The sequence below is a fragment of the Nonomuraea sp. NPDC004580 genome (genome assembly GCF_040609855.1).
GTDB lineage: Bacteria > Actinomycetota > Actinomycetes > Streptosporangiales > Streptosporangiaceae > Nonomuraea > Nonomuraea salmonea.
The window spans coordinates 1-13,179 of record NZ_JBEXLH010000111.1 but is presented as its reverse complement, the minus strand read 5'-3'; the positions used below and the strand labels follow the sequence as shown (position 1 = coordinate 13,179).

17 protein-coding genes are annotated in these 13,179 nt (G+C 71.4%); 10 read left to right on the top strand and 7 right to left on the bottom strand.

The window, feature by feature from the left end; all coding sequences use genetic code 11:
* The first annotated feature begins 168 nt into the window (after nt 1–168).
* Both ABZW11_RS45460 and ABZW11_RS45455 read left to right on the top strand, forming a co-directional pair.
* Entirely contained in the window at nt 169–528 is a 360-nt protein-coding gene (locus tag ABZW11_RS45460; RefSeq protein ID WP_355432539.1) for a hypothetical protein, read from the top strand.
* A gap of 31 nt (nt 529–559) precedes the next feature.
* A complete protein-coding gene (locus ABZW11_RS45455; protein ID WP_345385540.1) occupies nt 560–880 on the top strand; it encodes a metalloregulator ArsR/SmtB family transcription factor in 321 nt (106 codons plus the stop codon).
* Here ABZW11_RS45455 and ABZW11_RS45450 read toward each other — a convergent pair.
* On the bottom strand, nt 877–2,817 hold the full coding sequence (locus tag ABZW11_RS45450) for a serine/threonine-protein kinase (RefSeq protein WP_355432535.1): 1,941 nt from the start codon (nt 2,815–2,817) through the stop codon (nt 877–879). The two genes, ABZW11_RS45455 and ABZW11_RS45450, sit on opposite strands and share 4 nt — an antisense overlap.
* 351 nt (nt 2,818–3,168) lie before the next feature.
* Here ABZW11_RS45450 and ABZW11_RS45445 point away from each other — a divergent pair, with 351 nt between their 5' ends.
* Complete coding sequence (locus ABZW11_RS45445) at nt 3,169–4,788, top strand: FAD-binding oxidoreductase (RefSeq protein ID WP_355432532.1); 1,620 nt, start codon at nt 3,169–3,171, stop codon at nt 4,786–4,788.
* A gap of 140 nt (nt 4,789–4,928) precedes the next feature.
* Here the strand turns inward: ABZW11_RS45445 and ABZW11_RS45440 are convergent, their stop codons facing one another.
* The 3 genes from ABZW11_RS45440 to ABZW11_RS45430 form a co-directional block, all read right to left on the bottom strand.
* On the bottom strand, nt 4,929–5,099 hold the full coding sequence (locus ABZW11_RS45440) for a hypothetical protein (RefSeq protein WP_355432530.1): 171 nt from the start codon (nt 5,097–5,099) through the stop codon (nt 4,929–4,931).
* Nucleotides 5,100–5,183: 84 nt separating this feature from the next.
* A complete protein-coding gene (locus ABZW11_RS45435; protein WP_355432527.1) occupies nt 5,184–5,393 on the bottom strand; it encodes a hypothetical protein in 210 nt (69 codons plus the stop codon).
* Between the two features lie 99 nt (nt 5,394–5,492).
* Nucleotides 5,493–5,633, bottom strand: coding sequence for a hypothetical protein (locus tag ABZW11_RS45430; RefSeq protein ID WP_355432524.1), 141 nt, complete (start codon nt 5,631–5,633; stop codon nt 5,493–5,495).
* Nucleotides 5,634–5,853: 220 nt separating this feature from the next.
* Here ABZW11_RS45430 and ABZW11_RS45425 point away from each other — a divergent pair, with 220 nt between their 5' ends.
* On the top strand, nt 5,854–6,222 hold the full coding sequence (locus tag ABZW11_RS45425; protein WP_355432521.1) for a hypothetical protein: 369 nt from the start codon (nt 5,854–5,856) through the stop codon (nt 6,220–6,222).
* 45 nt (nt 6,223–6,267) lie between these two features.
* Here ABZW11_RS45425 and ABZW11_RS45420 read toward each other — a convergent pair whose 3' ends face one another.
* The gene (locus ABZW11_RS45420) at nt 6,268–6,453 is read right to left on the bottom strand and encodes a hypothetical protein (RefSeq protein WP_355432518.1); all 186 of its coding nucleotides are present in this window, start codon (nt 6,451–6,453) and stop codon (nt 6,268–6,270) included.
* Between the two features lie 355 nt (nt 6,454–6,808).
* Between ABZW11_RS45420 and lexA the strand changes: the two genes are divergently transcribed.
* On the top strand, nt 6,809–7,462 hold the full coding sequence (gene lexA / locus ABZW11_RS45415; protein WP_355432515.1) for a transcriptional repressor LexA: 654 nt from the start codon (nt 6,809–6,811) through the stop codon (nt 7,460–7,462).
* 4 nt (nt 7,463–7,466) lie between these two features.
* Here lexA and ABZW11_RS45410 read toward each other — a convergent pair whose 3' ends face one another.
* A complete protein-coding gene (locus ABZW11_RS45410) occupies nt 7,467–8,273 on the bottom strand; it encodes an SAM-dependent methyltransferase (protein WP_355432512.1) in 807 nt (268 codons plus the stop codon).
* Between the two features lie 179 nt (nt 8,274–8,452).
* On the opposite strand from ABZW11_RS45410, the gene ABZW11_RS45405 reads away from it, so the two are divergent.
* Nucleotides 8,453–8,974, top strand: a complete 522-nt coding sequence (locus ABZW11_RS45405; RefSeq protein WP_355432509.1) for a peptidase inhibitor family I36 protein — start codon at nt 8,453–8,455, stop codon at nt 8,972–8,974.
* A gap of 100 nt (nt 8,975–9,074) precedes the next feature.
* Nucleotides 9,075–9,653, top strand: a complete 579-nt coding sequence (locus tag ABZW11_RS45400; protein ID WP_355432507.1) for a dihydrofolate reductase family protein — start codon at nt 9,075–9,077, stop codon at nt 9,651–9,653.
* A gap of 16 nt (nt 9,654–9,669) precedes the next feature.
* On the opposite strand, the gene ABZW11_RS45395 is transcribed toward ABZW11_RS45400, so the two are convergent.
* Nucleotides 9,670–10,548: an IclR family transcriptional regulator gene (locus ABZW11_RS45395; protein WP_355432542.1), complete on the bottom strand. Its 879-nt coding sequence runs from the start codon at nt 10,546–10,548 to the stop codon at nt 9,670–9,672.
* Between the two features lie 169 nt (nt 10,549–10,717).
* On the opposite strand from ABZW11_RS45395, the gene ABZW11_RS45390 reads away from it, so the two are divergent.
* From ABZW11_RS45390 to ABZW11_RS45380, 3 genes are read left to right on the top strand one after another with little or no spacing between them, the layout of a single operon-like run.
* On the top strand, nt 10,718–11,371 hold the full coding sequence (locus ABZW11_RS45390) for an ABC transporter permease (protein WP_355432505.1): 654 nt from the start codon (nt 10,718–10,720) through the stop codon (nt 11,369–11,371).
* Nucleotides 11,358–12,350, top strand: a complete 993-nt coding sequence (locus ABZW11_RS45385; protein ID WP_355432502.1) for a betaine/proline/choline family ABC transporter ATP-binding protein — start codon at nt 11,358–11,360, stop codon at nt 12,348–12,350. The genes ABZW11_RS45390 and ABZW11_RS45385 overlap by 14 nt, the downstream gene beginning before the upstream one ends.
* On the top strand, nt 12,347–13,120 hold the full coding sequence (locus ABZW11_RS45380) for an ABC transporter permease (RefSeq protein ID WP_355432500.1): 774 nt from the start codon (nt 12,347–12,349) through the stop codon (nt 13,118–13,120). The genes ABZW11_RS45385 and ABZW11_RS45380 overlap by 4 nt, the downstream gene beginning before the upstream one ends.
* The last annotated feature ends 59 nt before the right edge of the window (nt 13,121–13,179 follow it).

Here is a 13,179-nt window from a genome sequence, read left to right as displayed (position 1 = left end):
GGTGTCGAGCAGGCCCACGACCACGTCGGAGCGGGATCTGTGGCTCTTGACGCCGATCGGCGGCGTGGGAAAGGGTCGTGAGGCCGGGCCGCCGACGACCAGCCGCCCGCGCTCGACTGGGACTTCCCCGAGCCGCTCGGGACCCGGGCCGTCATCGGTGACTTCTCCATGGCCGACATCGTCACCATCCCCAGCCACCTGCGGATCCCCGAGGTGCGCTCGTACATGGCGGCCGAGGCGGCCCGCGAGCTGGCCGCCCCCGCGGCGGCGGACGAGCGCGGCAGGCCGGCGGAGACGTTCCTGGTGGACGTCGTCGTCCGCACGGGCGGCGAGGAACGGCGGGCGGTGGCCAGGGGCCGCGACATCTACGCCGTCAGCGCGCCCCTGGCAGTGGAGGCGGTCGAGCGCATCCTGTCGGGGCGCGTCAGGACCACCGGCGTCGCGTCGGCGGGCGCGCTCTTCGACGCCGCGGACTTCCTGCGCGCCCTCGCCCCGCACCTCTCCTTCGAGCTCGGGCCGGTAGCATAACGATACTTTTCGCTCTGCCATTGGACCGCTCATGACCGCATCGCCACCCGACCTGGTCGAGGTGTTCAAGGCGCTCGCCAACCCCGTGCGCCTGCAGGTGCTGTCGTGGCTGCGCGACCCCGAGCGGCACTTCCCTGTGGCCGACGGCATCGCCGACCCGCACGAGGCCGGCGTGTGCGTCAGCCACATCCAGGCCAAGACCGGGCTCGCCCAGTCGACCGTGTCGGCCTACATGGCCGCGCTGGAGCGGGCCGGGCTGGTGCGCTCGACCCGCATCGGCAAGTGGACGCACTACCGGCGCGACGAGGAGCGCATCGCCGCGTTCGTCGCGGTGCTCGGCCACTCGCTCTAGGGGGCCGTGTCCGTCCAGGTGTGCGCGCCCGCGGTCACAGTGGCGGTCACAGTGGCGGCGGCGCCGCCCACCTCGTACGGCTTCGTCAGGTCGACCGGGGCGGCCTCCAGCGTCGCCCGGCTGAGCGTGACCGCGACCCCCTGACCCGAGAGCGCGGGCTTGACGGCCGTCGTCTTCCCGAACGCGTCCACGGTCCACGCTCCCTTGGCGCCCGTCAGCGTCACCGTCCCGCTCTGGCCGGACTGCGTGAACGTGACGGTCCACTGCCCGGCGCCGTCCGCCGGGACCGCGCCGCCGGTGACCCACTCCACCGTCACGCCGTCCTCGCCGCCCTTGGCCACCGCCGCCAGCAGGTCCGCGTACGGGGGCGCCTTGCCGGCGTCCGGGGCGCCCGGCTTGGCGTCGCCGGCCGCGTCCCGCACGGCGGCGCCCTGGAACGGCGGCTCCTCCGGCTTCGGGGCGCGGCAGGTGAGGTCGGCCCTGGTCGTCCGGTCCGACCTGACCTTGGCCAGCGTCCAGCACTTGGCGCCGCCGAGCGCCGCCTGGAGGCGGTAGCCGCCCGGCAGGAGGGAGAAGCGGTAGCCGTCGCGGTCGGCCTTGCGCTGCGCCACGCGCTTGCCCTTGTCGGTGAAGACCTGCACCATGCCGGGCTGGTAGTCCTTGGACGCGCCCGCGTACCTGATGCCGCCCACGATCGCGCCCTCCTCCGGGGTGGGGGTGGGTTGCGTGGGCTCGACGGTCGGGGGGTCGGTGGTGGTCTCCGGGGTCTCGCTCGGCTCGGGGTCCTTCGTGTGCGTCACGAGGTCGGGGGTGGGGTCGGACGGGGTGGCGGGTTCCGGCGTCATCTCGGCTCCGGCCTGGGACGGCGTACGGGGCTGGTCGTCAGGGAGCAGCGCCCAGACGGCGGCCGCGGCGATGCCGGCGGCGGCCAGTGCGCCCGCGGTCGCGGCGCCGCGCCGCCGGGCGGCCCTTCTCCCGGTGCCGGCCCGCGCACGGGTGGTCTTCTCCGCCGCCTGCCCGGCCGTGTCACCCGAACCGGTCTCGGGCCGTCGCGGCGCCGGCTCCTCGGTCGAGGGGGTCACCGGGAAACCGTCCGTCAGCGGCGAGTCGGCGGCCACCTCGCCGGACAGCGCGCGGGCCGCCGCGGCCAGCGCGCCGGCGCTGGGCCAGCGGGCCGCCGGATCCTTGGTCAGCGCCCGCCTCACGACCTCCGCGACCGCCGGGGGGACGTCCGCCGGCAGCGGCGGTGGCGGGTCATGGACGTGCTGGAGCGCGATCGCGACCGCGTTGTCCCCGTGGAAGGGCGGCCGGCCCGACAGGCACTCGTACGCGACGACGCCCAGGGCGTACACGTCCATGGCCGCGGTCGGCTCGGCGCCCTCCGCCTGCTCGGGCGCACAGTACGTCGCGGTGCCCAGCACGATGCCCGAGGCCGTCAGCTTGTGCCCCTCGGCCGCGCGGGCGATGCCGAAGTCGGTCAGCACGACGCTGCCGTCGGCCCTGACGATGAGGTTGCCCGGCTTGACGTCGCGGTGCACCACACCGGCGTCGTGCGCGGCCTGCAGCGCCTCGGCCGTCTGGGCGACGAGGTCCATCGTGGCGCCGGCCGAGATGCGTCCCCTGCGCTCCAGCAGCAGGTGCAGCGGCTCCCCGTCGAGGTACTTCATCACCAGGTACGGCGTGCGCCGCCCGTCCACGTCCGCGATCCCGTAGTCGAACACCCCGACCACCCCGGGATGCTCGACGGTCGCCATCGACCTGGCTTCGGCGTGGAACCTGGCCGCCGCGTCCCCGTCGAGCCCCGCGCGTACGGTCTTCACCGCGACGACCCGGTCGAGCAGGACGTCCAGGGCCCGCCAGACCTCGCCGTGCCCCCCGCTGCCCAGCCGCGACAGCAGGCGGTAGCGCCCCGCCAGCACGGTCTCCGGCATGATCATGTTCGTCCGGCCCACCTTTCACTCCCATACGCCCCCGTTCTCTTGAAGACGTCCGAAGCGGCGAAACGGTTCGGCGATCCACGGAATCGGCACAACGGGCGGGCCCGGCGCCGCACCTGTACTCCGGAGCCGGACTTCCGCTCAAAAGACGTAGGGAGGGCCGCGCGAGGAGCGGCGGCTCGCCTCCTCGACGGCGCCGAGCCCGCGCCGCGCCGCAGCGGACGCCGCCGCCGACCCTGAAAGTGCAACCAGCTCCGCACGGGGGTGTACCTAGGTGCATTCCCCGGCCATCGCGCCGCTCCTAGCGTCGGTGGGGTCTGAATTTTCCCCGCATGACCAGGAGTTGCTGACATGAGTGATGTGACGCGCCGGCGGCTGCTCGGCGGTACGGCGGCGCTGGGCGGCGTGGCCACCGCGGGCCTCATCCCCGCGCTGCCGGCCGCCGCCGCGGCACCCGGGAAGGGCGCCGGCCTCGGCCCCGTCCGCATCGGGCAGAAGGACCCGCGCTACGCCGACCTCGCCGTCCGCGGCATGAACCAGCGCTTCCGTCCCGAGCCCGAGTACTTCCAGGTGGTCGGCTCCACCGAGCAGGTGGTGAAAGCCGTGGGCGACGCGGTACGCGCCGGCAAGCGGGTGACCGTGCGCAGCGGCGGCCACTGCTACGAGAACTTCGTCGGCGACGGATCGCAGGTCGTCATCGACATGTGCGAGATGAACGAGGTCTCCTTCGACGAGCGGCGCGGCGCGTTCATGGTCCAGCCCGGCGCGACGCTGATGGACGTGTACCGGACCCTCCACCTCGGCTGGGGCGTGACGCTGCCCGGCGGCCAGTGCGGCACCGTCGCGGCCGGCGGGCACATCGTGGGCGGCGGCTACGGCGCCCTGTCCCGCCGGTACGGGCTCACCATCGACTACCTGCACGCCGTGGAGGTCGTGGTGGTGGACGAGTCGGGCCGGGCCCGCGCCGTCGTCGCCACCCGCGACCCGCGCGACCCCCACCACGACCTGTGGTGGGCGCACACCGGGGCCGGCGGCGGCAACTTCGGCATCGTCACCCGCTACTGGCTGCGCGACCCGAAGGCCAAGGGGAACGACCCCGCGAAGCTGCTGCCCCGGCCGCCCGCCGAGCTGCTCACCGGGGTCGCCGTCTGGTCGTGGCAGGGCATGACGAAGGAGGCGTTCCGCCGGTTGCTGCGCAACCACGGCGCCTGGCACGAGCGCAACAGCGACCCCTCGTCGCCGTACGCGTCGCTGTTCGGGGTGCTGATGGTGAACGGCAGGAGCGACGGCGCCGACCCGGGCGGCATCGTCCTGGCCTGCCAGATGGACGCCACCGGGTCCGACGCCGAGAAGCGCATGAAGGACTTCATCGCCGCCGTGGGCGAGGGCGTCACGCCGGCCGCGACGGTCCTGCCGATCGGGCGGCAGCCCTGGTACCAGGCGATACGCTCGTTCGCGCTCAGCGAGGGCGAGCAGTCGAGCCACTTCAAGGTCAAGTCCGGATATCTGCGGAAGCGCTTCACCGACCGGCAGATCGACGTCGCCTACGACCACCTGAGCAAGCCCGCCTCGACGACGCGGGCGCTGTGGGCGGTGTCGTACGGCGGCCAGGTCAACACCGTCCCCTCCGCCGCCACCGCCACCGCGGAACGCGACTCCATCCTCAAGGTCTTCTGCCTGGCCACCTGGCAGGACGCCAAGGACGACGGCACCCAGCTCCGGTGGGTACGGGAGCTCCACCGGGACCTGTACGCGACGACCGGGGGCGTACCGGTGCCGGGGGGCAACTGCGGCGGCGCCTACATCAACTACCCCGACACCGACCACGCCGACCCGAAGTGGAACACCTCCGGCGTCCCCTGGACGACGCTGTACTTCGGCGGGAACTACCCGCGGTTGCAGCGCGTGAAGGCCCGCTGGGACCCGAAGAACATCTTCCACCACGCCATGTCCATCCGCCTCCCCGCCTGACGGCGAGCCGGAGATGATCGGCCGCCCGTCCGGGTACGAGCACGCCCCGCTGCCGGCCGGCCGGGTCCGGAAGCCCCGCCGCCACGTGTTCCACCTCACGGTCACGCACGCGGTCCTGGTGGCGGCGGGCTCCCTTGCGGTCAGCCGCTCCAGAACTGCAAGGTGAACAGGTGCGCTCGAAAGATGTCGCGAGGAAACGCGGGGTCGGCGACGTTGACCGGAGCCTTCGTGGAGATCCGGACCGGCCACTTCGCGGCCCGGCGGCCCAGGTCGAACAGGGTGTGGTAATCAGCCTCGTCGAAGAAGCTCACCGCGACGATCCGCCCGGACGTCAGAAAGATCTCCCCTTCCCATGACCGCCATGAGGGCTCCGGCGGCGGTGGCGGCACGTCCCATCACTCGTAACGCACGTAGGCCCGCACGTCGCGATCGAGTCCGAGGGTCACACCGTTGGGCCCGGTCATGAGCCACGTCGGAGACGGATCTCCGATGTGCCAGATAGTGGTCTCGTCCGGGAACATCCCCTCGATGACTTCGAAGTCCGCGACTCCGAAGAGATGCGAGATCCCGGATGGTTCGGTGAACGCTTTGACTGGCTCGGGCATCCTGGCCTGCTCCCGCTTCACGGCTGATCGACGGTCATGGTCTGAGCGAAGAGTAGCGACGGGCCGGCACAGGAAGCCGCCGACCCGTTCACCGGACCGTCAGGGGCCGAGGAGTTCGCGGGGCAGGGCTTCCGACCACCATCCTTCGACGCGGGACGGCGGCCAGCCGCGTTCGCTTGTGAGGGTGGTGTAGACGTCGATGTTGCCCAGGGCCGCGTAGATGTGGGCCGCGTTCAGCACGAGCGCGCGTAGCAACCCGCGCGCCAGCGCGGCCGGGCGCAGCAGCCCGCGCGCCTCAGCACCATCCGACGTCCCGGCCCGCGCGCGTCGGCGCGACTCGGCGTCGCGGCCCGCGCGCGTCGGCGCGACTCGGCGTCGGGGGCCGCGTGTGCGAGCGGGGCTCGGCCTGGCGCTGGTCGGGGGCCATACGGGCTTCTAGGCTGGGTATGAGGTGATTGTCATGTATGAGTCGCATGTCCAGCCTCATCGTTACGTCGCCTGGAAGGACCCGGGCGACCCGGATGCCGAGGAGGAGTGCCGGGTCTGTGGGGAGCAGGAGGACCCTCGGCGGCCTGGGCTGCACCGTGATGAGATCGCGCCTGAGCGGCCCGCCGATCCGGCCGAGTTGCCGCTGCTCGACCATCTCGTACGCGTGATCCGCACCGAACTGGCCGACACCCACGTACCGCTGCTCGACGCGCACCTCGACATCCTCGCGCGGCGCGCCGCCCACGCCCTCTACCTGCGCGGCGCGATCAGGCCCCGCCGCTCCGACTGGCGCCCGCCGACCGGTCACGGCAGTCACGGCATGGTGAACATCGATCGGTGAGCGCCGGCCGCCGCTGTCTAAGCGGGCGGTGAGCGCCGGACGCGGCTACAAAGCCCGCATGGTGAGGATGAGGTGGCCGAGTGGGGTGGAGTGCGTGGTGGTCACCCCCAACGCGGCTTCGGTTGCGAGGGCTTCGTACTGGTCCAAGGATCGTTCGCGCCCGCCGGCCACGACGAGCATGCGTAGGTTCATTTCGGCGAACATGGCTGGTGCGGCGTCGCCGCCTTCCACGCCGCCTCACCACCGGACATGTCATGAAAGGTTAGGGCAAAGAGCCAGGCACGTCTCTCGGACGCATCGGAACCGCGGCCGGCAGAGGCCGCCGGACCGCGCTGTGCTCGCCGCATCACCATCTGCGGACACGCTCCCGAGGACAGCTCCTCGCTGAGCCACCACGTCGGACACCGGCTTGTGCATGGTGGTCATGGAGGGCTTCCTCTCCGAGGCGCATTGTTCGTACCTCTCCGTCCCAGCCCGTTCGGCAAGCGGGCGTCAGTGCTGGACGGCCCTCGTTCGAAGGACCTTCGTCCTTCACCTGACGTCTCGATGACCGCGGAAAGACGCGGCAGGCTCTAGCATTTCGGCGGTGAGCACCTACGGCGACGCGTTCGAGCACCTCGACGTCCACCACCTCCCCCAGCGGCAGCAGCACATCCTGGCCACGATCAGGGACTGGGTGGTCAGGCACGGTTACCCGCCGAGCACGCGCGAGATCGCCAGGGCGGTGGGGCTGCGGTCGACCTCGACGGTGTCCAAGCACCTGAAGGCGCTGGAGGATCAGGGGCTGCTGCGCAGGGGCGCGGCGATGGCGCGGCCGATCGACGTACGGCTTTTCCTGCGCTCCGAGTCCGCCGAGCCGGCCGCCGACCTGGTGAGCGTGCCGGTGGTGGGCGACATCGCGGCGGGCGTGCCGATCCCGGCCGACGAGTTGCTGGACGAGACGCTGACCCTGCCGCGCGACCTGACGGGGCGGGGCACGGTGTTCGCGCTGCGGGTGCGCGGTGACTCGATGATCGAGGCGGCGATCTGCGACGGCGACGTCGTCGTCGTACGGCAGCAGCCCGACGCGCACTCGGGCCAGATCGTCGCCGCGATGATCGACGGCGAGGCCACCGTCAAAGTCTTCCGCCGCCGCGGCGGCCACGTCTATCTTGAGCCGCGCAACCCGGCGTACGAGGTGATCGACGGCGACGAGGCCACGGTGCTGGGCATCGTGGTGTCGGTGCTGCGCAGCGTCTGAGCGGTTACGGCTTCCTGCCGAGGGCGCCGAACTGGAACACCTCGCGGTCCTGGAAGCTGGTCTCCGGCTCCGGGCGCCACTTCGGCAGCGAGACGAGGCCGGGCTCCAGCAGGTCGAGGCCGTCGAAGAAGGCGCGCAGCTCGTCCTCGGTGCGCAGTGTCAGCGGGGTGGCGCCGCTGGCGTTCCACTCGGCGGCGGCCTTGTCCATCGAGGCGCTGCGCACGCTGTGCGCGAGCGCGAGGTAGCTGCCGGACGGCAGCGCGTCCAGGAGCGTGCGCACCGAGGCGTGCGCCGGCTCGGCGCCCGGCACGAACTCCAGCACGCCCATCAGCAACAGCGCGACCGGACGGGAGAAGTCGAGGGTACGGGCCGCGTCGCGCAGGATCGGCGCGGGTTCGCGCAGGTCCGCGTCGAGGTAGTCGGTCGCGCCCTCCTCGGTGCCCACCAGCAGCGCCCGCGCGTGGACCAGCACGATCGGGTCGTTGTCGACGTACACGATCCTGGCCTTGGGGTTGACCCGCTGGGCCACCTGGTGCGTGTTGTCGGCGGTGGGGATGCCGGTGCCCACGTCGAGGAACTGGTCGATGCCGCAGTCGCCGGCCAGGTGGCGCACGACGCGGCCGATGAACTCCCGTTCGGCCCGCGCGTTGACCGGCAGGTCGGGCATGACCTTCACGATCTCCTCGCCGACCTCGCGGTCGGGGGCGTAGTTGTCCTTGCCGCCCAGCCAGTAGTCCCACACGCGGGCGGGGTGCGGGACGGAGGTGTCCATGCGTGCGGCCAGCGCGGCACGATCTGCGTTCTCCCCCATCACAGCCTCCTCATCAGCATCATGTTCAACGTTCCAAGAGATCAACATAGACGCCATGACCCCGCCTTCGCCGGGCAAATGCCGCAGGTCATGCCATTCGCTCAACATGGACTCAACAGGCGCTCAACACGGCGCCACCTAGCGTCTCTCCCGACGGATCACCCGAAGGGGAGGACGACATGAGCCACACAACCATCACCGGGACCGGCCGGGCGCGGCGCACGCTGGTGCGGGCCGGCGCGGTGATCGCCGCCGGAGTGGTCGTGGCGGGCGCTCTCAACGCCGCCCCGGCCCATGCGGCCGCCAACGCCGCGCGGATCAACGCCTACCTGGCCGCGATCCCGTACGGGACGAAGATCAGCAACAACGAGATCGCCTGGGAGGGCGGCTCGGTGCGGCTGCTGCTGTCGGCCACGCAGGCGTCCTGTCCGCGCGGCTGGTACTGCGTGTACGAGCACAGGAACTGGCGCGGCGCCATGGCCAAGTGGCGTTCGTCACCGTCGAAGTGCAAGAAGTTCACCTTCACCCGCTACTGGCGTGACAAGATCTCGTCGTTCTGGGCGCGCGGCTCCTGCGAGCGCAACAACTATTTCCTCAAAGACGAGAAGAAGTGGCAGCCGGACCCGTTCCAGCTCTTCGAGGGCAAGAAGGCGTGGGTGCGCTTCAACGACCGCTACGACTACGCCGCCAAGGGCCTGTGAGAGATTTTTCCTGAGGCGTGTCGATCCGGGGGCCGGCCGTTCGACGCATGGGCGAGCGGTCCCGTCCGGGACCGGCTCACGGACGCTGTCAGGAGATCTCATGAGCACCGTGGTGATGCACAACGTGGTGTCGGTCGACGGCTTCATCGCCGACGCGCACGACCAGGTCGGCCCGCTGTTCGACTGGTACGGCAACGGCACCGTGGACGTCGGCATGGGCCGGGTGTCGCAGGCGTCGGCCGCCTACCTCCAGCAGGTCCTGCCGGAGGTCGGGGCGCTGGTGATCGGCCGGCACCTGTTCGACAGCACCGACGGCTGGGCGGGCCGCCCGGCGTCGGGCGAGCACGTCGTCGTGGTGACGCACCGGCCCCGGCCCGAGGGCTGGCACCCGGACGCGCCCTTCCACTTCGTCGAGGGCGTCGCCGAGGCGGTCGCCAAGGCGCGCGAGCTGGCCGGCGAGCGCACGGTAGGCGTGGCGGCGGGCGAGGTCGGCGGCCAGGCCCTCGCCCTCGGGCTGGTGGACGAGGTGGCCATGGACGTCGTGCCGGTCGTCTTCGGCTCTGGCAAGCGGTACTTCGGCTCGCTGGACGCTCAGCACCTGCTGGAGGACCCGCACGTGGTCATCAGGGGCGACCGCGTGCTCCACCTGCGCTACCGCGTCCGCCGCCAGAGCCGCTGAAGCCGGCCAGAGCTCGTTAGAGCTCGCAGCCGGGGTCGTGCGAAACGGCGGGGTCGTGCGAAACAGCGGGGCCCTGGTCTGACGGGGCCTCGGGGGCGGGGTCCGATGGGGCGGGGCGGGTGGCGCGGCGGGTCCGGGACGGTTCGCCCGGCGGACGGGGACCCGCCGGGCCGTGGCCCAGCCCGATCGAGAACTCCGCCGCAGTCTGCGCCACGACCCCGCCGATCTCGTGCAGGCGGGCCCGCCCCGACGTCCGGGTGACCGACACGGTGAGCGCCGCGGTGATCAGTCCGCGATGATCGCGTACGGGAGCCGACACCCCGACCTCGGTGTCGTCCAGCTCGGTGTCGGAGATCGCGTACCCGGCCGTGCGCACGTGCGCCAGCTCGGCCAGCCACTGCTCCTCGCTGCCGACCGCGCTGTCCAGCCCCGACGGCAGGGTGGCGCGCAGCAGCTCGCGGACGCGGTCGTCGTCCCAGTCGGCCAGCAGGGAGCGACCTGCCCCCGCCATGATGACGGGGACCGACACACCCTCCCACACCCGGTGATAAGCCCGCGACGAGGGTACCGACAGCAGGGTCAGCACCATGCTGCCGCGCAGCACGCACAGGTAGGCGTCCTCGTCGAACGCGGCGGCCAGGCGCCGGACGTAGGGGGCGGCCAGGCGTACGAGCCGCGCGTGCTGGGTGCGGGCGGCGAGCGCGAACAACCGCCACCCGAGCCGGTAACGGCGAGTGAGCGGGTCGCGCTCGACCATGCCTTCGAGCTCCAGTGACCGCAGAGCCCGCGAGACCTGGCTTTTCTCCCGGTCGAGCCGCTCTGCGATCCAGCTCACGCCGAAGCCGTCGGCGTCCCGTTCATCCCCATGACCTGCGAGTACTTCGAGGATCTCCATGTCCCGGCGTAGCCCGGCCGAGGACACTGGCGGCTTCTCCGTCATCCTTGTCCGTTCATAACGAAAGCATTGCACTAGTGTTGCGCTAGCTGCATCTCATTTTGCGCTCACCGCAACAGATCGCATACGTTTGCGAATCCATGCAAGCGTAAGCGAAGGTGGTCACTTCATGAGTTTCGGCGAGTACGTGGTCTCTCGATGGGACACCCTCTCGCTGGCCGCCGCCGAACACGCCCTGGTCGTGGCGATCGCGATCCTCATCGCCACCCTCATCGGCGTCGCCGTCGGGCTCCTCTCCTACGACTCTCCGAGAGTACGCGGCAGCTCCATAGCGGTCTCGGCGGCGATCCTCACGATCCCCTCGCTGGCGCTGCTCACCCTGCTCATCCCGATCACCGGTCTGGGCTGGGGTTCGACGCTGGTCTCGCTCGTCGTGTACGCGTTCCTGCCGATCATCCGCAACACCGTGACCGGCCTCAACGGCCTGGACGCGGCCACCGTGGAGGCGGGCCGCGGCATGGGCCTGACCCGTACGCGGGTGCTGCTGCAGGTGCAGCTCCCGCTGGCCTGGCCGCTGATCCTGGCGGGCGTGCGGATCTCGGCGCAGATGCTCATCGGCATCGCCGCCATCGCCGCCTTCGTCGACGGACCCGGCCTCGGCAACCAGATCTTCGAGGGCCTGTCCAGGCTCGGCTCGGTGAACTCGCTCAACGCCACGCTCGCCGGCACCCTCGGCGTCGTCGTCATCGCCATCCTGTTCGACCTGTTCTTCTTCGCCGTCCGCCTACTGACCACCCCGAGGGGGCTTCGTGTTCGACCGTGACTCCGAAGGCGTGCGCATCGAGCTGCGCTCGCTGACCAAGCAGTACCCGGGGCAGGCCGCCCCAGCGGTCGACAACGTCACCCTCGACATCCCGGCGGGCGAGCTGGTCGTGTTCGTGGGGCCGTCCGGATGCGGCAAGACGACCACGATGAAGATGATCAACCGGCTGGTGGAGCCCACGTCCGGCGAGATCCTCATCGGCGGCGAGGACGTGCTCAGCCTCAACCCGGACGAGCTGCGCCGGCACGTCGGCTACGCCATCCAGCAGGTCGGCCTGTTCCCCCACCTGACCGTGGCGCAGAACATCGGTCTGGTGCCCAAGCTGCTCGGCTGGTCCCAGGCCAAGGTCGCCGAGCGCGTCGAGGAGCTGCTCGCACTGGTCAGCCTCGACCCGTCGGCGTTCCGCGACCGCTACCCGCGCCAGCTCTCCGGCGGCCAGCAGCAGCGCGTCGGCGTCGCCAGGGCCCTGGCCGCCGACCCGCCCGTGATGCTCATGGACGAGCCGTTCGGCGCCACCGACCCGATCACCCGCGAGCACCTGCAGAACGAGTTCGTCCGCCTGCAGAAGCAGCTCCGCAAGACGATCATCTTCGTCACCCACGACTTCGAGGAGGCGATCAAGCTGGGCGACCGCATCGCGATCCTCCGCGAACGCTCCCACATCGCCCAGTACGACACCCCCGCCAACATCCTCGCCAACCCCGCCGACGACTACGTGGCCAGCTTCATCGGCCAGGACGGCACGCTCAAGCGGCTGGCGCTGCTGCGGATCGAGGACATCCCGCCCGCCGAGCCCTCCCCAGACCCGGCGCTGCTCCAGGTGGCGGCCGGCACCACGCTGCGCGAGGCGCTCGACCTCATGCTGGCCCACGGCACCGACCGGTGCAGCACGCCGTCGGGCGTGCTCACCTACGCCTCGCTCTGCGCGGCGGTCGGCGCGCCCGAGCAGGAGGGCGCGGCAAGCGGAGGTCTCCGGTGACCGCCCAGACCCTGCGCGCCGCGCCCGCCCGTCCCCTCGAACGGCGCATGCCCCGTGTCCGCAGCCTGCTGTTCACCCCGGTCGCGGTGCTCGTCGTGCTCGCCGCCCTCTATCTCTGGGTCGGCACGCTGGAGCTGGACTCGATCGAGCAGCGCAGCCTGAACACCTCCGTCATCGTCACCAAGGCCGTCGAGCACCTGAAGATGACGGCCGCCGCGACCCTCCTCGTCGTGGTCATCGCCATCCCGCTCGGCATCGTCGCCTCGCGGGCCCGCAACAAGATCGTCGCGCCGCTCATCCTCACCGTGGGCAACCTGGGCCAGGCCGTCCCCTGCATCGGCCTGCTGGTGCTCGCCACGTTCCTGATGGGCGTCGGCTTCACGACCGCGCTGGTCGGCCTCGTCGCGTACGCGGTGCTGCCGGTGCTGCGCAACACCATGGTCGGCGTGCAGCAGGTCGATCCCGCGCTCATCGAGGCGGCGCGCGGCATGGGCATGACCCGCGGCCAGGTGCTGCGGCGGGTGGAGCTCAAGCTCGCGGTGCCGGCGATCCTGGCCGGGCTGCGTACCGCGCTCGTCCTGACCGTCGGCGTGGCCACGCTCGGCGCCTTCGTCGCGGCCGGCGGCTTCGGCGAGCTGATCATCAACGGGCTCAAGCTCAACCGCATGCCCGTCACCATCGTCGGCGGCGTGCTCACCGCATCCATCGCGTTCCTCATCGACTGGCTCGGCGGCCTGGCCGAGCACGCGCTGAAGCCGCGCGGCATGTGATCTCGCCCCCCTGAGATCCCCCGTTTCGTCAGGCAGTTCCCCCACGCAACCCCCACGAG